The sequence below is a fragment of the Domibacillus sp. 8LH genome (assembly GCF_038806185.1).
In the GTDB taxonomy this organism is placed as follows: domain Bacteria; phylum Bacillota; class Bacilli; order Bacillales; family Domibacillaceae; genus Domibacillus; species Domibacillus indicus_A.
In genome coordinates, this window is sequence record NZ_JAVJNG010000024.1 from 38605 (window position 1) to 58686 (window position 20082).

Below are 20082 nucleotides of genomic sequence, written 5' to 3' on the forward strand. Positions count from 1 at the left end.
TTTGGTCTGCCGGAAATTACTTTCCTGTATATTTTTTAATTTCCGAGAGCGCTTCCTCAACATTTTCTTTTGTAACAATTTCTGTACCTGAATCAATCCGTTTTTCTACTTCTTCCCCGTTCAGTTTTTTAGCTGCTGCTTCAACTGACAAGTAACCCATCTGGTATGGATCTTGTGCTACTTCAGCAGTCAGTCCGTCTGCCTGAATGGAATTTAAACCTTCAGTTGTACCATCGAAACCAACAACTAAAATATCATCCTTTTTTGATTCAACTGCCCGTAAAGCGCCCAATGCCATCGGTTCGCTAGTAGCAAATACAGCTTTAATGTCAGGATTGGATTGAAGAATATTTTGCATAACCGTTAAGGCTTTATCTTTATCGCTGTCTGCAGCCTGTACAGTTGCTACTTTAAGACCGGCCTCTTCCAATGCTTCCTCGGCTCCATTTGTCCGCTCGTCATGTGTGGTGCTTCCCAGCTGTCCACGGATAATCGCAACTTTATCTCCTTTGCTAAGCTTATCCGCCAGGAATTCTCCGCCCATTTTTCCGGCACTGAAGTTTTCCGTTCCAACAAAACTCACTTTATTTGCATACTCGGCATCACTGTCTAGAAAAATCACCGGCGTGTCACTGTCTTTGTATTGCCCAAGTGCATTTAGCACCGTTGTAGGCTGACTCGGTGCTAACACTAATGCACTCGTACCGCTTGTAAACTGATCCTGAATCATGGAGATTTGCTGGTCCACTTGTGTTTCGCTTGCTGGAGCCATTACTTTCACATCGATTCCATACTTTTCACCAGCATCCAATGCACCGCGTTCTGCAATCTTCCAATACTCCTCGTTAGAAGCTTTTAAAATAACGGAGATTTTTTCACTGCCGCCATTGCCTTGAGAAGAAGTTGCGCTGTTCTCTTCCCCGCAGCCAGCTAATAAAAGGCTTAATGAAAGAGCTGCACCGGATAATACTTTGATTTTTTTCATTTTTGTTCCCCCAACCTGTTTTTAGATTTTTAAATCTCTAATAATACAAACTAACTTACTGGTTGAACTGGGTGAATCATGCACCACATGATAGATCGCTTTTATTTGGAATAACTCTTCTTGGCTGCATATACCCAAGAACCAAATGGAAGCACTTAACTAAATACTAGTAAAATGCACAGCATCCAAAAATGAAGGAGCTAATTTTTGATTAAACACCGTCTAATTCTAGCTCTATTAGCAGCTCCCGCTATTTATTTGTGTTCATGGAAGTCAGGTGTTAAGCATTGCTTTTCGGTGCTGTGGATTTTCGTACAATCAATTTTGGGGACAGCATCACACGCTGTTTCGATGCTTTGTTTTTTTCAATTTCTTCGATTAATAATTCGACTGCTTTTTCTCCCATCTCTTCAATGGGCTGCGCAACTGTTGTTAAAGGCGGCTCACAGATTGTAGACAGCACCGTATCGTCAAATCCAATAATGGATACTTCGTCCGGAACGTTTAAGTTTAATTCGTGTGCACCCTGCACGGCTCCAATCGCCAAAGATTCAGTAGAAGCAAAAACGGCTGTTGGCGGGCTGGCCTTTTTTAGAAGGCTCAGCATCGATTTTTTTCCTTCCTCAAGAGAGGTATTGTTGGTCAGGACTAAATTTTCATCATAGCTAAGCCCGGCTTCTTCCAGCGCTTTTTTATAGCCGTTTACTCTCGCTTGTAAGGTAGAAAAGGTCGTGTCTTCCGTAATCATCGCAATCTTTTGGTGACCCAGACTAATCAGGTGGTTTGTCGCTTCATATCCTCCTAAATAATCATCCACCAGTACAGTATTTACTGCCAAGGAAGGAACATCCCTGGAAAGCAGTGCAATGGGGATATCCGTTTTAATCAGCTCTTTAACGGCCTCCTCTCTTTTGAGGCCCGTTGCTACAATGATGCCATCCGTATATTTTTGTTTCAGAATCGAAACGTATTCCACCTCGTTTTTCAGATCATTGTCTGTGCTGCAGATCATAAGACTGTAACCATACCGTTTTACATGGTTTTCAATAACACGTGCGATTTCCGCCATAAACGGATTTGCAATATCGGGAATCAAAAGTCCGATGGTTTGAATGCGCTTTCTCACAGATGCAACAACACTAGGCTGATAATTTAATTCCAGCATGGTTGCCTTCACTTTTTTTCTGGTTTTTTCTGCGAGGTGCCCCTTGTTATTCAGTACCTTAGAAACGGTGGAAATGGAGACTCCTGCTTTTTCGGCTACATCATATATTGTTGATTTCATCCGTTTTTCCCCTTCTGTTCTCTCAACAATATAAACGCTATTCTACCCTGAGTTTGTTGCAGGTCAAAAATATCGATTTATGGTTGAGAAAGCTGATTATGAGGCTTCCTGTTGATTAGCTTTCAATTCATAAATAAAGAAAGGGATCTTTTTTTATTAAAACTAACAAGGTCGTTGTGTCGCAAAATCCACTTATTTATTAGTTATCCTCTGCGCAGAATTGAAAGCTCTTTTATCACCTCCAGATCAGATCTTTACAGATATTTTTTGTAGCGCTTTCAAAATAGCAGGATCATGTATCTCTTTTCTGTCCATCAAACATCAAGGAAATAACTTTCCTTGATTATTATAAAAAAAAGGCGATGAACCTTGAAATAAAAGAGATCATTCTCCAAAAGATAGTTAAAATGCTGAAAAAGTTTTAAGTTAAGGAAAGTACTTTCCTTATTGATGAGTTTATATTCTCTCGCTACTGGTGTCAATATTATTTTTTGTTCTTTTCAAAATTTTTAGAAAAAGGGATGATGTCTGCTTTGTTAAAGAAGCAAAAAATCAATCTCGAACTGATGCCGAAGGAATTGTGGAGGTAAAAAAAGAATGATGGGCCCAATACTATAACCAATCAAACAGTTTTCTGTTTTAATGACAATCGTTATTCTTAATTCAGTCAAATCCCCTGGAATTTCCGAGGTAATTCAGCTCTTGAGGCGTCTGTTGCCTGTTCGAATACTTTTTCTATAAAAAGAATTTCATTCAGCATAAACAAAAGTGTACCTAAACAAATGTATACATTTGTTTAGGTACACTTTTATTAGCTATTTTTTTTGTTTTTCTTTGTAAAAGAACTCACCCACAAAACCATACAAAACAAGGAATCCTCAAACTTCCTTGTTTGTATAGCTTGATGATTTTAAAAATGGCCTTTTGCGTACAAATACCCTTGTTGAAAAAGTGTACTTTTGATTAGATACACCTTTGATTAGGTATACTTCTGCTTACTAACTGATTGTTTGTTTTCCTGAATAAGTTAGTCGAAAGGCAACATTATAACGCTAATAACAAGAATCGGCATCCTAATCAGGGATATGATAACAACAAGCCTCCTAATTGAGGGTAAAGAGTTCTCTTACTTAAGTACCTTAAAAATTAAGAAGGCTCTTTTGTTATACATAGCTATTGATAATAAGCTACTATTGTACCGATGCAGAAATATAATCAGCTGCTTTTTGAGCCTGTGCTGCAGCGTGGACGATCAGCTTGGATTCCTCCTTCAGTGCCCGCAGCCAGGATTGTATATAGCTGGCACTGTTTTCAATCGTCGCATTTTCAATACCCGCCACGCCACACAGCATAGCCGCACCGATTTCCGCAACCAGCTCCTCCTTTCTTTTGAATAAATCTCGTCCCCAAACGATACACCGTTTTGTGTAATCCCTTTGCGGGCAAGACGGCTTTTATGGCCTGTACTGTGTATGAGTTCATGGAACAGGACCGAGTAATACTCTTCTGCTTCCCGATAGTCTTCCAGTGGCGGCACACTGACACAATCCAATTTCGGAAAATAAACAGCACGCCCGATTTCTCAGCCGGGTGCCGTTGATAGGTGCTGCCGCTCTTTTTGCGGTACCGGTCGATGACTTCGTTTTCCGACACGCCCTCCAGAAGAGCCATGAACCGGAAAACACCGCCGGATTCGCCACAATACCAACATTTAAAGACTTGCTCGTGTGTATTTAAAGACAGATAATATTTTTTCCGCTTCCTGGGCTGGTCGTCTTCCAAGCAGAAAGGGCATTTGGCGAGTGTCTGCTTTTTGCCATATGAACGCGGCTGAAACGTCAGTCCATGTTCAGCGGCAACATCCAAAATATTCGGCAGCATGCCACTCCTCCTCTCCAATCTGCTGGATGATGTCCTGCACTGTGCCCGGCACCGGAATTTGAACCCAATGTGGCTGAAGGGTAATGGGTGCCGTTTTTACAATCACTTTTGTGTGCGGATCCCACCAGTGCCACACATGGTAGCAAGCCACTGCTTCTTTCACGTATAGTGCCTGGTTTTCTGCTCTGCCAGGAACCGAGTACGTAACGGCAAGGCGGCCTTTTTCAGGACAGACCACAATGAAATACAGGCCGCTCTTTCTCTCAGATGGAATCGCACAAATCAACGTATCACCGTCTGTGAATGCGGCAGTGATCATGAGGTCGCGCCCACTTCCACGTGATTGACTGATTCTAGGAAGAGATAGCCGTTTTCTTCCCGCACATCCATAAGAAAGGTACCTTCTTCCGGAATCTGCCGGGTAAGTTCAATCGATTCTTCTCCTTTGGCGAGAACCAGTTTTTCTTTTTTCGACTCCTGATCAACCACATACAGTTTGGCATACGGAATGCCGCTCGGTGATACACCGGAATCATAGTATTTTAAAACAAAGCCTTTCGACTTTGTTTCCTCAAAAGAGTTTGGCTGGCTTTCTTCTTTTGAGTTGCTTTTTGGTTCTTCATCTGATGGCGGATCTTCTTCTCTCTCTTGATGGTGAATAGGCTGTGCAGATTCAGGCGTAGCCCTTTCAAGACTCTCTTGGTAATCCGGCACAAGATCTGCTTGTTCGCTTTTAAACTCTTCCAGCCCCATTTCCTCAGCTGTATAAAGACCTCCGAGTGGGAACTGGCGTCTTAAAACGATCACTTCGGCTACCTTTATGATCATTGCGCTCGGCATAGCATCCCACATAGGAGATCCTCCTTGGCCACCCTCTCTCTGTGAATGTGCATTGGCTTCTAAGTACTCTTGAAAATTAACGAATACCGCACAGGGGCGGAACCGTTTGTGATTCATCACGGCGTAAGCGCCGATAATGTTCCCCCGTTTCTGGCCAAACACATGCCGCACGGTTCCTTCAGATGGAATGAGCTCAAACTCATCCCCTTCTCTTACTTCCGCTGCACAAGGGGCACCGACATAATCGGGATGCTGGGCAGCTATACGAAGCAGGCCGTCACGCGTGGTAAGGAAATTTGTACGTGCACCCTGTTTTGTTTCGTATTTTTGAAACACAATATCCCAAGCAGCGGGTTCAGCCCAAACGTTTCGCAGACTTCCACGAAATGCCTGGCTTCTTCCTGTGTTCCTCCATTTGGTCCGACAAAGCGGCTCCAGATCAATGACTTCTGTTCCTGGGAAAAAACCAATGCTTTTTCCATTTTCACAAACACCCTTTCTGCGAAATTTTAATATAAAAAAAGCGCACTGCTCTCTTTGAGCAAATGCGCTTCTTTTAACGGGATCATGGAGCTTTTGAACACAAAAAAACCGGCTTGATTCATGTGGAATCCTCCGGTTTTAAGGTCTGCTCTATAAAGGCATAGTGAAATAAGGATCACATGCCTGCTTTTAAAAAATTCAACAATCACTTTAGGATGGCTGAACCATCGGCCTGCTGTTTCTCTGATCTATGCGGTGCATAGTAAGAATAGCGGCAAGTACTTTGTGTCGATTCTCCCTTGGCAAAATGAAGGGTATAATGACTTTCACTCTAGAGTGACAAATAACTTAAACTATGGAGGTAGAGTAACAAATATTCTGACAACATGCAAATGTATATATAAAATATTAGTAGAAGCAAAAGAATGTTAGTGCCTTCTACATGAGAGTTTAATGCTATTTCAATAACTTTATTACGTCATGTCGACCTTTAAGGCAGCGGATACTTTCTATATAAGCATCTGTGTTCGGGATGCTTTTACGCTCTTTTAAGCGGTAAGCCGCTGATCTGACGAAGTGTTTTATCACACTTATAATACAGTGTAGGTCGGTATTTAACCCTGTATTCACAGTAATTGCTCTCATATTTACTTTATACAGCTACACTTTCCACTAATGAAAGACTGACTTTTCACCGCTCGTAAGATGCCTTTGAAAAACACCCGCCAGCTTCTCTGTCTAGCTACATTCAGGCAGCTTTTGATCTTCATCATATCGGCCTCTTACAGTAATCAATCGATAATTTTTAAGCAGATACCTTTTTAATACTTATAGATAAATAACATTTCTATATTATTTCCTGAAAAATCATCTATATTTGATATTTGTTTAATCTCACATTAAGATATATAATAAAAATGAGCAAAAAGAAAACGTTTTCAATATTTAAATACTTCGTTACTTTTCATAACTATAGGGAGGATTTAAGATGAGCCAAGCAGAAAGAAATTCCAAAGTGCAGAAATTAATTGAGCAACAAAAATTCAATGAGAATGAAATTTCCAAGATGACAGATCCACAGATTGAATATTATCACTGGCTCTATTTTGTTGATTCTATTTATGATTATATGTAACTCAAATATAAAATGATAAAAAGCGGGAAAAACATTGATAATTCAGGTTTTCCCGCTTTTAATTTTATCACTTTCAGAAATAATTTCTTGCAAACCTGCTCTTTGGCAACAAGTGGATTCCGTCTTCTTTTTGACCTTACTGACTTTCAGCTTCCTTCCTTTTCCCTCCATTCACTTCCTAGCGGCTGGGCACTAATACATAAAAGAAGAGAATGAGCTCTACAAAACATAATCAACTTCAAGAGCAAAAAGTGTGTTCGGTAGACCTTGGACTGACGAATTCTGCCGTTTGTTTCGGTTATCGATGCAACAGGCACTGTCTTAGGCCGGACATTTATTGACCAGTCTAAAGAAAAAGACCGGCTGCAGACGTTAACGAACAAACTGCGGAAAGCCCAGCGGGCAAGCGGCCATATTCAGGCACCTAATTTTTGGCGGCAGATCAATGGGTATCAGCAGCATATTATCCGCCACACTAGCCATGAAATTGTAAAATTCGCAGCAAAGCATGGCTGTGACGTCATCGTATTCGAATACCTGGGCAGAATGAAAACCCCAAAGGGGTTCTATGGAGCCAGGAAACTTCGTTTCAAGCTTCACAGGTGGCGGAAAATAAGCATCCAGAATAAAGTGGAAGAAATGGCACATTACCTCGGCATGCGCCTTTCCAGGATCAACCCGCGAAACACCAGCGCCCTGGCATTCGATGGTTCTGGAAAAGTGGAACGGAGCCCAAAAAAAGACCTTGCCGTATTTTTAACCGGCAAAGTCTATCATGCGGATTTATCCGCTTCGTATAATATTGGAGCCCGCTACTTCATTCGGGCTTTTCAAAAATCCATTTCGGAAACGAAATGGTTGCCCCTTTAGGCAAAAGTACCTGAGCTGGCAATAGGGACATCCCAAACCTTGTCTTCGTTCATTAGTCTCCATCATGCACTCGGGCTTCCAGAAGAAGCTTAACCAGCTGGTGTTGTACTCTATTCAAGATAAGGGATGCTTCATCAAAATCTTTGATTTAGGTGGAGAGGTTTACTATTAATCTTAACGTTAAGCCATGACGGGAAAGATTTCATTGAAGGGAAAAAAACCGCTTCAGGTATTCGTTCAATTACTTTACTAACCGAGACAGTCGTTTCTCTAAAAAAGCATAAAGCAGAAGTGAGGAGAGAAAAACTAAAAGCGGGGGTTGATTAGACAGGCCATAATTTAGTGATATGTACGTGTTATGGAACGATTTTAACTCCCAGAAACCTGTTGTACTTTCAAGGCTTTAATTCATAAAGCAAAGATAACGGAAATACGGTTTCACGAACTAAGGCATACTCCCGCTACTTCACTTTTACAAGAAGGAATAAATCCCAAGATGGTAGCGGAACGCTTAGGCCCCAGTAAAGTAAGTGTAACGCTAGATACCTACTCTCATGTACTGCCTAACATGCAAAAAGAAGCAGCAGAAAAAATTAATAAAACTTTATTTGAATGACCTTGAACAGGAACAAAGACAGCCACTACCGCCAACTGGTCGCCAAATTCGTCGCCACTCCACCCGCTGGATCTAAATTTATAACGTTAAATAAAAGCAAAAAACCGCAAACCCTTATCTATCAAGGATTTACGGCTTTGAACATTGATGACTCCTACTGGGTTCGAACCAGCGACCTCTACCCTGTCAAAGCGAAAGAGGCAGTATTCCTGATTTTAAATGTGATAGGTCTTACCTAAATCATTTGAAAAGCATTGATTTAACTAGGTTTATGGATTTTTAAATTGTGCAGGTTTTACCTGATAAATCGAAGGGCACCGTTTCGGCACCAAAAATGGCACCACAATAAATCCCCTCTAAACAGTGATATGACAAGCTTCTTCTATACTTAAATTTATTCAAAACGGAGGGTATCAATATGCCTTGGGGTGTTAAAACATTAAAAATAATAGGTAATGGTCTCGTGCAGGAATCTGATTTAACAAGCTTTGAATTTCCTTTAGGGCATTATGAAGACTATATTGTACTTGACGAGAAACACAGAGAAATAATAAAAATTGCAACCTTTCCTACGTTTTTATTTGAGGAAAAGTTTTATGGCAAAGAAAATGGAGCGTCTACACTTATCTGGACAGAAAAATTAAGGTCACGTACACTTGACCTAAAACAGATGAGGAGCTCTAACTATGACAAAGCGAGAACGCCGCACATTCACGCCCGAGTTTAAAAAGCAAATGGTGCAGCTGTACCAGAATGGAAAAACGAAACGAGCTATTATTGGTGAGTATGATCTGACTCCGTCATCTCTTGACGGGTGGATCCAACAGGATGAAACCTCCGGTTCTTTTAAAGAGAAAGACAACCGGTCTCCTGAACAGCAGGAGCTTTTAAAACTCCGCAAGGAAATAAGCAGCTGTTAATGGAGAATGATATGGTAGTCTTGCCACGCTGATCATGGGACGAAAGTAAATGTCATTAAGCGAAATAAAGACAAATACTCGGTATCAGCAATGTGCAGCGTCCTGCAAATCTCACGTAGTACGTACTACTATGAAGCCGAAGACGTCAGTCATAAGTCGATGTAATAGACGCTGTCATAGAGATTTTTAAATCAAACCGAAGTACCTACGGCACACGCGAGATCAAAGTCGAATTGTATAAACGTAGATTCAAGGTTTCTAGACAGCGTATTGGACGCATTATGAAGGAACAAGGGCTTGTTTCTTTTATGTAGGGTGGCACAGTTCAAATCACAGAAAGCTCCATCTAATGAGTCGAATCAGGCAAATGAATTGAAACGTGAGTTTCAGCAGACAGAAGCGAAAAAAGTAGTCGTCAGTGATTTAACATACGTCAATGTCAAAAACAAATGGCATTACGTATGTATCTTTGTCGATCTCTTTAACCGCGAAATTATTGGCTTCAGCACAGGCCCCAACAAAGATGCAAGCCTTGTCGCACGGGCTTTTTCTTCCATTCAAGGTGATCTGCGGGATATCCAGCTGTTCCACACCGACCGTGGGAGCGAGTTTAAAAACCAGCTCATTGATGGGACGTTAGCAGCTTTTCAGATTGGCCGCTCTTTAAGCATGAAAGGCTGTCCGTATGATAATGCCGTGGCGGAAGCCACATTTAAAATCATCAAAACAGAGTTTGTCAGCCAGATGAAGTTTGATAGTTTAGAGCATCTTACGCTTGAATTCAGTGATTATGTGAACTGGTTTAACAAGCTGCGAATTCATGGAACACTAGGCTATGTAAGCCCAATTGAATACAAACGATCGTCCCTTAAAGAAGTTGTCTTATTTAGTGTTGACAATCCATTAGAGCAATTATTATCATCGACCAAATGTTTATTAGGAAAAACGCCGACATTTCTGAATCATTTCGTTCACAGCCGTTTGTTGCTTGGTTTATTGGCTCATTGGCAGGCTTGGTTACAGAATTTTATGCTCCGTTTTTATCCACGGCTTTTGCAGCAATGATTGTGGGTGGCGCGGCTTATGCCTTGCTTTCAAGAAAAACTGTCAGCGCAGGTGAAATTCGAAATGCAGGGTGAGCTCTAGAACTTAAAAATTAGCATAAAAAAAGGAAGTGGATTTCATGAGTGGTCTTGGAGGATTAAATAAGTCTTCCGATGGAGTTGTTATTGGCTTAGTTCAGCTTCAGCTCCCAACGGTAAAAACAAAAGAAGATCTTCGAAAACAGACAGATCGTGTGTGTGAGCTTGTGGGCAAAGCAAGAAGAAATCAGCAGACAATGGATCTAGTCGTATTTCCGGAATATTCACTGCATGGACTCTCTATGGACATGAACCCGGAAATTATGTGCAAAGTAGATGGACCTGAAGTGCAGGCTTTTCAAAAAGCATGCATAGAAAATAAAATATGGGGCTGTTTTTCCATTATGGAATATAACCCTGATGGAAATCCCTATAACACAGGATTAATTATTGATGACAAAGGTGAAATCAAACTCAATTATCGAAAATTACACCCTTGGGTGCCTGTTGAACCTTGGGAACCAGGCAATTTAGGAATTCCAGTTTGCGATGGCCCGAACGGCAGCAAACTGGCACTTATTATCTGCCACGATGGAATGTTTCCAGAGATGGCGCGGGAGTGTGCTTATAAAGGCGCGGATATTATGATCCGAACCGCCGGCTATACAGCACCGATCCGGCATTCATGGGATATCACCAATCAAGCAAATGCTTTTTGTAATTTAATGTACACTGCCTCCGTTTGTTTAAGCGGCAGCGATGGAACGTTTGACTCGATGGGCGAAGGATCGATTATTAATTTTGATGGTATGCCACTCGTAAAAGGTGGAGGCCGGCCGGACGAAATTATTACAGGAGAAGTAAGACCAGCACTTGTACGAGAAGCGCGCAAAATATGGGCTGTAGAAAATAATATTTATCAGCTTGGCCATCGAGGTTACGTGGCAGTAAAAGGTGGAGCTTCTGATTGCCCATATACCTATATGAAGGATCTTGTTAACGGTAAATATGTTTTGCCATGGGAAGAGGAAGTCATTCATAAAGATGGTTCTGCTTTCGGCTTTCCTCCTCCAACCCGTTCTTTTGAACATAAAGCATTGATAAATAAATAATATTCTCTATTTTACTCAAATAAATATAGGTTATAAAATACGTAAACAGTCGCGGTTTGTTCAACGGGGCTGTTTTTTTGTATTTTGCATTATCTAGCAATTTCAACATCAATTAATTTTATATAAAATAAATTGCGCACTACTTCCGATAAAAAAGCTAATTACTATACCTTAACCTCAATTCTAATTTGTGCGGAGTCACCCTCCTGCTTCGGACTTTATAGAAACAATTGATCCTGCTTTAAACAATACTAGAAAGGAGCAAGCAGGCAGTTTAGCCTGTTTACTCCTTTTCACCATTAAGAATTAATAGTATATTTCTGTAATTAACTACTGTGCAACCGTTCACTAACAGAGCTGCTAATACACTTAACGTTATTTCATTACCACTTCTGCTTTTAATGAAACAACCCGTTTCGTTTTTTGTGATTCAAGGGCGGATAAAATTACCTGAAGTGATTTAAAACCTTCTTCGCCTGTAACTGCCGGCTCTTTATCATAAAGAATAGCATCCACGAACTGCTCTACGATATGGGAGTTACTTTGGCCACCTTCTGCATTAGACTGAATTTTACCGAGCTGATATTTTACTAGTTCCCCATTTGTATATTGCACGATTAGGGAATAATCCGGGTCATCTTCTAAACGAAGAACCGCTTTTTCTCCGTAAATAATCGTAGCATTATCTTCACCTGCTGTGTAGGCCCAGCTTGCCGCCAGCGTGCCAATGATGCCGCTCTCTGTTTTCAAGATACACACTGCATTATCATCCACAGTGGCAAAATCTTTGGCACTTGTGTCTACAAATGCCCCCACTTCCATTATTTCTTCTCCAAGCAGGTAACGAAGCAAGTCGGTTTTATGAACACCCAAGTCACCCATCGCGCCCACAAACGCTTTTTCCTTTTGGAAGAACCAGCCTTCTTTTCCCTCCACACTCCATCCTTCCGGCCCGCCATGGCCAAACGCTGTGCGGAAGCTGTAAATCTTCCCAATGTCTCCGCTTTCAATGATTTGTCTTGCTTTCTGATGAGATGGAACGAACCGCTGGTTGTGTGCAATCATTAGTTTTTTGCCGCTTTGTTTAGCCGCTTCGATCATGGCCTCCGCCTCTTCTGCTGAAGTAGCCATCGGCTTTTCACACAGTACATGAACACCTGCCCGCAGTGCAGCGATAGAGATGGGGGCATGAAGGTAGTTCGGCGTACATACACTCACTGCTTCCACTTCTCCGCTTTGCAGCAGCTCTTCAAAGCTCGTATAGGCTTTTACACCATATTTTTGAGCTGCTTGATTGGCACGTTCTTTATTGATATCACAAACGGCTACTAGTTCTACCTGCTGATTCATTCGATATTCTGGCAAATGGCGATGTTGTGCAATACTCCCGCACCCGATTACCCCAATTTTCAATTTGTTCATTGTTTCGTCCTCCCAGGGTTTTATTTATTGATTTACTTTTTCTAAGAGTTTCTCTAACGGCTGTGCGTTTCCGTAAACTGGACGACTGCGCTGGACAGGCTCAGCCCATTTCACCGCATTTATAATGACGCGTTGAATATCTTTGTTATGGTAGGTTGGATACGTTTCATGCCCTGGTCTGAAGTAAAATATCTTGCCGTTTCCGCGTGTATATGTGCAGCCGCTTCGGAATACTTCTCCGCCTTCAAACCAGCTGGTGAAAATAAGTTCTTCTGGTGCCGGAATATCAAAGTGCTCGCCATACATTTCTTCTGTTTCCAGTTCAATGTATTCTCCGATGCCTTCCGTAATCGGATGATTCGGCGCGACCACCCACAGACGTTCTTTTTCATCTGCTTCACGCCACTTTAAATCACAGCTTGTCCCCATCAGTATCTTGAAGATTTTGGAGAAATGAGCGGAATGAAGGATAATCAGTCCCATTCCATCTAAAACGCGCTGTTGCACTTTCGCTACAATTTCATCGCTTACTTCCCCATGTGCAAGATGGCCCCACCAAAGAAGTACATCTGTTTGATTCAGCACGTCATCTGTTAATCCATGCTCCGGCTCGTCTAAAACCGCTGTTTTTGCGTCAAATCCTGCTTCTGTTAAAAATTGTGCAATAGTGCTGTGAATCCCGTCTGGGTAAATCTCGCGGACTGCCGGATTTTTCTTTTCATGCCGATTTTCGTTCCATACTGTTACTTTTTTCAATTCTATTCCCTCCACTGTTTTTATAATAAAATTCAACCCTGGAAGCGTCTTTTTATAGACTAGATAGGGATCATTAATTTTTGGCTTTTCCTTTATACACTCTTGCCTCATAAGGACGAAGTGTTATCGTACTCTCATTTTTTTCATCATGGCTGTCATAGTTGCCGATGAGTAGGTCATACTCTTCAAACATTGTTTCTTCTAGTTTTGCAAATGGGAGTTCCTGATCAGTAAAATTGGCGACAACGAGCAATTGCTCCCCTTGATAGGAACGAGTAAAAGCATAAATATGTGGATGGTCTTCAAACAGTAAATCGTATTCTCCATACACAATGATTTCGTGCTCTTTTCGAAGACTAATTAACTCTTTATAATAATGGTAGACAGATTTTGGATCCGCTACAGCTTGTTCTGCATTTATCTTTTTGTAGTTCGGGTTCACATTAATCCAGGGTTTTCCTGTAGTGAAGCCCGCATTTTCACTATCGTTCCATTGCATCGGTGTTCTTGCGTTATCCCGGCCCTTTACGTAAATGGATTGCATGACTTTTTTTGGGTCTTCCTTTTGTTCCACTACTTTTTCTCGGTACATGTTTAATATTTCAATGTCTCTGTAATCATCTATAGAGTCAAAACGGATATTTGTCATACCAAGCTCTTCTCCTTGGTATATGTAAGGAGTACCCTGCAGCATGTGAAGGACCGTCGCAAGCATTTTCGCTGATTCTACGCGGTAGGTCGTATCATTACCGAAGCGTGACACCATCCGCGGCTGGTCATGATTATTGAGATACAAACTATTCCATCCGCGGCCATGCAGCCCTTTTTGCCATTTCGTTAAATTCCGTTTTAGATCCACTAAGTTAAATGGCCTTAAATCCCACTTGCCTTCAGGCCCAGAATCAAGGTCCATATGTTCAAACGTAAACACCATATTTAATTCTTCTCGTTCACAGTCTGTATAAAGTTTAGCGTCTTCCACGGTTGCGCCGGGCATCTCTCCTACTGTCATGATGTCATAGTTGGATAATACTTCTTTGTTCATTTCATGAAGGAATTTATGAATGCTCGGCCCGTTCATGAAATATTTCCCTCCGAAGGCAAATCCACCGCCAGAGGCATTTTCTGGCGCATTCGGGAGTTCCGGTACTTTGGAAATAAAGTTAATGACGTCCATCCGGAAGCCATCGATTCCTTTATCAAGCCACCATGTCATCATGTTGTAGACTTCTTTGCGAAGTTTTGGATTTTCCCAGTTTAAGTCCGGCTGTTTTTTACTGAAAATGTGCAAATAATATTCATCCGTTGTTTCATCGTACTGCCAGGCAGAACCGCTGAAAACAGATGACCAGTTGTTTGGTTCTTTGCCTGCCTTGCCAGGACGCCAAATATAATAGTCACGGTACGGATTGTCTTTTGATTTTCTGGATTCTGCAAACCAGGCATGTTCATCAGAAGAATGGTTTACAACCAGGTCCATGATCATTTTCATCCCGTGTTTATGTGTTTCATGGATTAATTCTTCCCAGTCTTCCATGGTTCCGAATTCATCCATGATGTCTTGATAGTCACTAATATCATAGCCATTATCATCATTCGGCGACTGGTAAACAGGTGACAGCCAAAGAACATCGACTCCAAGGTTTTGCAGGTAGCCCAGCTTTTCAGTAATCCCTTTTAAATCACCTATTCCATCACCATTACTGTCATTGAAACTGCGTGGATAAATTTGATAAATGACACTTTCTTTCCACCACGTTTTTTGGATCGCTTTTGTTTCTAAAGATGGCTGTTGCATATATGTCCGCTCCTTTGAACAGTTCTTTGCTAAAAACTGTTTATTTGATTGAACCTTTCATTACACCGCTAATAATCCATTTTTGTGCAAGCACATAAACAATAATCATTGGCGCAAGTGCCATTAAATAAGAAGCGAATGCTAAGTTGTAGTCTGTGCTAAACTGTGACTGGAAAACATATTGAACAACTGGCAGTGTAGCCAGGTCACGGTCACTGACAATAACCAGAGGCAACAAAAAGTCATTCCAGGCACCTAAACAAGTTAAAATGGCAACCGTAGCATTCATTGGAGCTAACAGCGGAAAAATCACTTTCCAAAAAACTCCCCATGTAGAGGCGCCATCCATAATAGCGGCTTCTTCTAACTCTTTTGGAATGGAACGAATATAGCCGATGTAAATAAACATATTAAATGACAAATTATAGACAACGTATAAAACAATAAGCCCAACTAAATTGTCCATTCCCCATGCAGAGGTTTGGTTGACAATCGGCAGCATAATGATCGGAAACGGAATAAACATAGCGCTGATAAAATAATAGAAAAGAAATTTGTAAAACTTTTTATGCATGTTGCGGGCAACGGCATAAGCAACCATGGAATTTGTCAGCACAGTGAAAATGACAACAAAAATAGTCACAAATGCACTATTCCCAAATGCATTGAAAAAGTTTGTCATCTCAATCGCTCTACTGAAGTTTCTAAACTCCCAGGATTGTGGAAGTGCCAATAAATTCCCTACCATCTCTTGGGGTGTTTTCAGCGCAATGGTAATCGTTAAATAAAAAGGAAGCAAAATACAAAGGGAAGCCAGCATAAGGAGAACCGTAACCGGCCAGTTTGTTTTTTTTCCAATCATTAGTTCCCCACCTCTCTTCTTTCTAAGACTTTAAGCTGAATAATAGAAATGATCACAATAACCACAAAGTAAATCACAGCATTAGCAGATTGATAAGCGAATTGGCCGCCCTCAAACCCGCCGCGATAGATTAATAGAGAAATCGATTCAGTCGAAGTTCCTGGACCGCCGCCTGTTAAAGCTACAATTTGATCAAAAACCATTAAAAATCCTTTCATTGCTAATACCATATTGATCGTAAAAAACGGTGCAATTAACGGGAAGGTGATTTTCCAAAATTGTGTCCAACGGCCAGCGCCATCAATACTGGCAGCTTCATACAAGTCTTCTGTAATCGTGACCAAACCTGCTAAGTACAAGATGGTATTAAAGGCCACAGCTTGCCAGACGGCTACAACGACAATGCCTATCCAGGCAAGATCAGGGTCACCTAATATGTTTTTTGATAAAAGCTCCATGCCTAGATTTTGCCCGAATGTCGGCAAAAGGTGCGTAAAAATAAAGTTGAAAATAAAACCGACGATCAAGATACTTAAAATAAAGGGGAGGAAAAAGATTGCCCGAAGTGTTTTTTGGAATTTAATTTTAGCATTTAAGCCAAGTGCAATTAACAAGCTGATGATGTTGACAATAATGGTGGACAGTACCGCAAATTGAAAAGTAAATACATACGCATCCAAAGCACGGGCATCTTTAAACACGTTCAGATAATTTTTGATGCCGACGAAGCTCCAGTCACCGTATCCTTTCCAATCGGTAAAAGAATAGAAAATCCCTTGCAAGGCAGGGTACGTATGAAAGATAAAGAATAAAATAAAACCCGGAACGGCCATAATCAAAAATGCATTGCTTTCCTTTGACAGAGGGACGCGCTTTTTTTGAAGAGGAAGGCGCGCTGTGCGCACCTTCGCTTTCATGGCTTTATCGGTCATTTACTTTTTCCCACTCCTTGTCCATTTTTGTTAAAAACGCTTCCTTGTCTTTTTTCATTAGAAATTCCTGCAGGATACCATCTGCTCCCATTCCAGCTGGATAGTAGTGATCAGGGAAGCTTGCAAGCGATCCGCTTTCAAAGTTTGCTTTGATTCCTTCAAAGACCGGGTCTTCCTGGAAGACATCTTGGATAGCGGAAAATGCTTTTTGTTCTTCAATGTAGCGAGCAGCTGTTTCCTCCTTCATCATAAATTCAATAAATTTCATGGCTTCTTCCTTATGCTCTGTTTCTTCGTTCATTGTAAGAAGTACGTCTACACCAGAGACAAGGCGGTTTTGAGCAGGATCATTTGTAACAGGCATCGCGAACACGCCAAGGTCCATATCTGGATTTGCTTTTAAAATTTCAGGAATGGCCCAGTTGCCTTGAAGATAAAAAACAGACTCGCCATTGGCAAACGCGTTATTGCCGTCATTATAGCCAACACCAAAGTTATCCTTATGGCCATACTCTAAAAGCTCCAGCATCTTATCAGCCGGTACATCATAATTTTCTGCAAAACTTGCTTTCCCTTCATTTTTTTCTGCCGCAAACTCATCCCCTGCTAAGTTTCCGCCTAAAGAATTCCATGGAATCATGCCTGTCCAGGCATCCTTTAAGGTAAAGTAAATCGGCGTTTCACCAGCTGCTTTTGCTTTTTCCAAAGCAAGAACAAACTCATCCCACGTAGTTGGAACACTTAAACCGAGCTCTTCAAATTTAGCTTTATTATAAATAACAGCGTTTGCATTTGTGGCGTAAGGAAGACCGTGTACACCTTTCTCATCCGGTCCGACAAGGCGGTTGACCATATCAATATAAGCCGGCTGAATGCTGTTGGTTACTTCTTCCTCTGAAAAGTCATGCAAAACACCTGCACGTGCCAGTTCTCCATAAGTGGCGTTGCCCGCGATGCCCATCAAATCGGGCAAATCATTTTTTGTTAAGCGTGTTTTCAGCACGGTTTCAGCTTCCGGCGGTGCATCCAGTTTAATTTTAATATTTGGATTTTGTTTCTCGAAATCGGCAATTAACCCTTTATAAGTATCAATACTTTCGCTTTTATTAGAGAAAAAATCTAGTTCTACCTGACCATCACTGCTTCCCCCATTGCTGCCGCACCCCGTTAAGATCGCTGCGCTCAATGCAACCGTCGTTCCAAATACAGATAATTTACTAAACATCATCTTCATCTCCTATTTTGTGATGGTTTTTTCGTTTACGTAAACTTTTACGTAAGCGTTTACGTAAGCGTGCGAAGAAATTCCTCAATTTAAAAATCAAGGTGCATTTCTACGTAAACGTTTACGTAAGTGGGCAGGCAAAGGACATCTCTTTTATTGAAACCCACTTAACGTAAACGTTTACGTAAAAGGATGAAAAAAGCTTACTTCCGTAGAAAGTTTAAAAAGGACTAAGGCTTCCTGAAGTAAAAAGCTTTCAATTGGTATTTTAAAGGTGTTTAACTGTCTTTCGTTCAATAATTTGGTGAGGCATTATTTCAGCCTTCATCTTATCGCCACTTTCTAGCATATGAAAAAGTCCAGCAGCTGCTTTTTTTCCCATTTCTTCAAGTGGCTGCTCAACAGTCGTTAATGGCGGAATTGCCATCTCCGCAATTGGCAAATTATCATAGCCTATGATCGAAAGATCTTCAGGAATTTTCATTCCCATTTCTACAGCAGCAGACATTGCTCCCATAGCTAAATGGTCACTGGCACAAAACAAAGCTGTCATGTCAGGAAATTGCTTTCTCAGCAAAGTAAAGTTCTTTTTGCCCTCTTCATACCCAAAATCTTCTCCACCAAAGATATTCTCTGCATTCGCTGACAGAAGATCATGCTCTTGAAGCGCTTGTTTAAAGCCTTCAATTCTCGGAATGCCTGCAATCATGTCTAAGGAGCTGCCGCTGAGCATGCCTATTTTCGTATGCCCTTTTTCAATTAAATATCGAGTCGCTGAATAAGAAGCCTGATAGTCACTCACTTTCACATAAGGAACTTGAAATTCAGGTGATTCTGTAGCTAGAAGCACTAACGGTATATCCATTTTCTGAATATAATCGTAGTACTCATCTTTTAACACTTCACTTGTAAAAATAAGCCCGTCGATTCGTTTTTCATTCAGCAAATGCAAATATTTCATGGTTTTAGAGCCTGATTCCTGAGTGTGACAAACAATTACACTGGATTCCTTGGCATGGGTCACACTTTCTATTCCACTCAGCAATTTCCCGCTGAATAAACTAGATACGCTGGGAAATAAGACGCCTATTGTATGCGTCCGTTTTTTAACCAGTCCTCTGGCGACCGCATTAGGCTCGTAACCCAGCTCCTCTATTACCTGCAGCACCTTCGCTTTGGTTTTCTCCGAATATCCCGGCTGGTTATTTAAAATTCGAGAAACGGTTGCAGTAGAAACACGTGCCTGTTTTGCAACATCTTTAATAGTGTACACCATAAATTCTCTTCTTTCTTCATTAACGTAATCGTTTACGTAACTAATGTAGCATACTTTGAAAACCCTTACAACACTTTTTTAATATTCTGTAAAATCTTTGTTTTTCAAGTACATATCAGCTTTTAAGTTCATCATCACATAATATTTTATTTTTCCTTTCCTTTCGTTTTTTCTATCCTGTAAAATGGCTGGCTGTTATTCGTAATGAACTATCATAACCTATACTTTTGCATTCTGAAAGAAAATAAATTGATTTTAAAACCAAGCTTTTAAGATTTGATAAGAAGCTAAATGAAAACCCTAGCAGAAAGGGCCACATATTTTTAAAAAGGCTCAATCCTCCAATCCTGATGCAATTCAAATACAAAAACACCGCCTGAATTTTATTCAAGCGGTGTTTATCTATATAAGAGGAGGTGACTGTTGCAGCACCCTGCCTTTTCATTATAGGTTTTCCAAAAATCAAGTTCTTTCTCATGGAAGATGATTCCGAAATAAAAAGGACAGCTTCCGCTGTCCTCACACTGTTTGCCTGGCGGCGTCCTGCTCTCACAGGGGGAAACCCCCAACTACCATCGGCGCTGAAGAGCTTAACGGCCGTG

The 20082-nt window shown here is 41.1% G+C and carries 18 protein-coding genes and 3 pseudogenes; 7 read left to right on the forward strand and 14 right to left on the reverse strand.

Annotated elements, in window-relative coordinates; all coding sequences use genetic code 11:
• Positions 1–16 precede the first annotated feature (16 nt).
• The 6 genes and pseudogenes from RG959_RS19610 to RG959_RS19635 form a co-directional block, all read right to left on the reverse strand.
• Positions 17–985, reverse strand: a complete 969-nt coding sequence (locus tag RG959_RS19610; protein ID WP_342798583.1) for a sugar ABC transporter substrate-binding protein — start codon at positions 983–985, stop codon at positions 17–19.
• Positions 986–1265: 280 nt separating this feature from the next.
• On the reverse strand, positions 1266–2270 hold the full coding sequence (locus tag RG959_RS19615) for a LacI family DNA-binding transcriptional regulator (RefSeq protein WP_342798584.1): 1005 nt from the start codon (positions 2268–2270) through the stop codon (positions 1266–1268).
• 1190 nt (positions 2271–3460) lie between these two features.
• Entirely contained in the window at positions 3461–3622 is a 162-nt protein-coding gene (locus RG959_RS19620) for a zincin-like metallopeptidase domain-containing protein (protein ID WP_342798585.1), read from the reverse strand.
• A 92-nt stretch (positions 3623–3714) separates the two neighbouring features.
• Positions 3715–3807: pseudogene (locus RG959_RS19625) on the reverse strand (zincin-like metallopeptidase domain-containing protein); the annotation flags it as partial.
• 312 nt (positions 3808–4119) lie between these two features.
• Positions 4120–4470 carry a hypothetical protein gene (locus RG959_RS19630; protein ID WP_342798586.1) on the reverse strand — a complete coding sequence of 117 codons (351 nt, stop codon included), beginning with the start codon at positions 4468–4470 and terminating at the stop codon, positions 4120–4122.
• The gene (locus RG959_RS19635; RefSeq protein ID WP_342798587.1) at positions 4467–5327 is read right to left on the reverse strand and encodes a recombinase RecT; all 861 of its coding nucleotides are present in this window, start codon (positions 5325–5327) and stop codon (positions 4467–4469) included. Before RG959_RS19635 ends, RG959_RS19630 begins: the two co-directional genes overlap by 4 nt.
• A gap of 1135 nt (positions 5328–6462) precedes the next feature.
• On the opposite strand from RG959_RS19635, the gene RG959_RS19640 reads away from it, so the two are divergent.
• The 7 genes and pseudogenes from RG959_RS19640 (at position 6463) to RG959_RS19665 (ending at position 11209) form a co-directional block, all read left to right on the forward strand.
• Positions 6463–6609, forward strand: coding sequence for a BH0509 family protein (locus RG959_RS19640; protein ID WP_242235016.1), 147 nt, complete (start codon positions 6463–6465; stop codon positions 6607–6609).
• Positions 6610–7131: 522 nt separating this feature from the next.
• Positions 7132–7242 (forward strand): annotated as a pseudogene (locus RG959_RS19645) (hypothetical protein); the annotation flags it as partial.
• Positions 7243–7248: 6 nt separating this feature from the next.
• Positions 7249–7479: a hypothetical protein gene (locus RG959_RS19650; protein WP_342798588.1), complete on the forward strand. Its 231-nt coding sequence runs from the start codon at positions 7249–7251 to the stop codon at positions 7477–7479.
• 430 nt (positions 7480–7909) lie between these two features.
• Positions 7910–8095 carry a tyrosine-type recombinase/integrase gene (locus tag RG959_RS25220; RefSeq protein WP_369335192.1) on the forward strand — a complete coding sequence of 62 codons (186 nt, stop codon included), beginning with the start codon at positions 7910–7912 and terminating at the stop codon, positions 8093–8095.
• Between the two features lie 418 nt (positions 8096–8513).
• Entirely contained in the window at positions 8514–8822 is a 309-nt protein-coding gene (locus RG959_RS19655; protein ID WP_342798589.1) for a hypothetical protein, read from the forward strand.
• A pseudogene (locus RG959_RS19660) lies at positions 8782–9897 on the forward strand (IS3 family transposase); the annotation flags it as partial. The gene RG959_RS19655 and the pseudogene RG959_RS19660, both read left to right, overlap by 41 nt.
• A gap of 301 nt (positions 9898–10198) precedes the next feature.
• Positions 10199–11209 carry a formamidase gene (locus RG959_RS19665; protein ID WP_342798590.1) on the forward strand — a complete coding sequence of 337 codons (1011 nt, stop codon included), beginning with the start codon at positions 10199–10201 and terminating at the stop codon, positions 11207–11209.
• Between the two features lie 375 nt (positions 11210–11584).
• On the opposite strand, the gene RG959_RS19670 is transcribed toward RG959_RS19665, so the two are convergent.
• From RG959_RS19670 to RG959_RS19705, 8 genes are all read right to left on the reverse strand, one after another.
• Complete coding sequence (locus RG959_RS19670; RefSeq protein WP_342798591.1) at positions 11585–12631, reverse strand: Gfo/Idh/MocA family protein; 1047 nt, start codon at positions 12629–12631, stop codon at positions 11585–11587.
• Between the two features lie 24 nt (positions 12632–12655).
• Positions 12656–13387: a ThuA domain-containing protein gene (locus tag RG959_RS19675; protein ID WP_342798592.1), complete on the reverse strand. Its 732-nt coding sequence runs from the start codon at positions 13385–13387 to the stop codon at positions 12656–12658.
• Positions 13388–13460: 73 nt separating this feature from the next.
• Positions 13461–15155 carry a glycoside hydrolase family 13 protein gene (locus tag RG959_RS19680; RefSeq protein ID WP_342798598.1) on the reverse strand — a complete coding sequence of 565 codons (1695 nt, stop codon included), beginning with the start codon at positions 15153–15155 and terminating at the stop codon, positions 13461–13463.
• 70 nt (positions 15156–15225) lie between these two features.
• Positions 15226–16047 (reverse strand): carbohydrate ABC transporter permease, encoded by an 822-nt coding sequence (locus RG959_RS19685; protein ID WP_483298907.1) that lies wholly within the window; start codon positions 16045–16047, stop codon positions 15226–15228.
• A complete protein-coding gene (locus RG959_RS19690) occupies positions 16047–16880 on the reverse strand; it encodes a carbohydrate ABC transporter permease (RefSeq protein WP_342798600.1) in 834 nt (277 codons plus the stop codon). The genes RG959_RS19685 and RG959_RS19690 overlap by 1 nt, the downstream gene beginning before the upstream one ends.
• 88 nt (positions 16881–16968) lie before the next feature.
• On the reverse strand, positions 16969–18204 hold the full coding sequence (locus RG959_RS19695; RefSeq protein WP_342798593.1) for an ABC transporter substrate-binding protein: 1236 nt from the start codon (positions 18202–18204) through the stop codon (positions 16969–16971).
• Positions 18205–18472: 268 nt separating this feature from the next.
• The gene (locus RG959_RS19700; protein ID WP_342798594.1) at positions 18473–19480 is read right to left on the reverse strand and encodes a LacI family DNA-binding transcriptional regulator; all 1008 of its coding nucleotides are present in this window, start codon (positions 19478–19480) and stop codon (positions 18473–18475) included.
• 172 nt (positions 19481–19652) lie between these two features.
• On the reverse strand, positions 19653–20082 hold a 430-nt coding region (locus RG959_RS19705), incomplete at its 5' end, for a hypothetical protein (protein ID WP_342798595.1).

What these genes read in the sequence shown, in the direction of transcription:
- RG959_RS19610 (WP_342798583.1), bottom strand. Translation starts at nt 985, where the DNA reads ATGAAAAAAATCAAAGTATTATCCGGTGCAGCTCTTTCATTAAGCCTT.
- RG959_RS19615 (WP_342798584.1), bottom strand. Translation starts at nt 2,270, where the DNA reads ATGAAATCAACAATATATGATGTAGCCGAAAAAGCAGGAGTCTCCATT.
- RG959_RS19620 (WP_342798585.1), bottom strand. Translation starts at nt 3,622, where the DNA reads ATGCTGTGTGGCGTGGCGGGTATTGAAAATGCGACGATTGAAAACAGT.
- RG959_RS19630 (WP_342798586.1), bottom strand. Translation starts at nt 4,470, where the DNA reads ATGATCACTGCCGCATTCACAGACGGTGATACGTTGATTTGTGCGATT.
- RG959_RS19640 (WP_242235016.1), top strand. Translation starts at nt 6,463, where the DNA reads ATGAGCCAAGCAGAAAGAAATTCCAAAGTGCAGAAATTAATTGAGCAA.
- RG959_RS19650 (WP_342798588.1), top strand. Translation starts at nt 7,249, where the DNA reads ATGGCACATTACCTCGGCATGCGCCTTTCCAGGATCAACCCGCGAAAC.
- RG959_RS19655 (WP_342798589.1), top strand. Translation starts at nt 8,514, where the DNA reads ATGCCTTGGGGTGTTAAAACATTAAAAATAATAGGTAATGGTCTCGTG.
- RG959_RS19665 (WP_342798590.1), top strand. Translation starts at nt 10,199, where the DNA reads ATGAGTGGTCTTGGAGGATTAAATAAGTCTTCCGATGGAGTTGTTATT.
- RG959_RS19670 (WP_342798591.1), bottom strand. Translation starts at nt 12,631, where the DNA reads ATGAACAAATTGAAAATTGGGGTAATCGGGTGCGGGAGTATTGCACAA.
- RG959_RS19685 (WP_483298907.1), bottom strand. Translation starts at nt 16,047, where the DNA reads ATGATTGGAAAAAAAACAAACTGGCCGGTTACGGTTCTCCTTATGCTG.
- RG959_RS19690 (WP_342798600.1), bottom strand. Translation starts at nt 16,880, where the DNA reads ATGGCCGTTCCGGGTTTTATTTTATTCTTTATCTTTCATACGTACCCT.
- RG959_RS19695 (WP_342798593.1), bottom strand. Translation starts at nt 18,204, where the DNA reads ATGTTTAGTAAATTATCTGTATTTGGAACGACGGTTGCATTGAGCGCA.
- RG959_RS19700 (WP_342798594.1), bottom strand. Translation starts at nt 19,480, where the DNA reads ATGGTGTACACTATTAAAGATGTTGCAAAACAGGCACGTGTTTCTACT.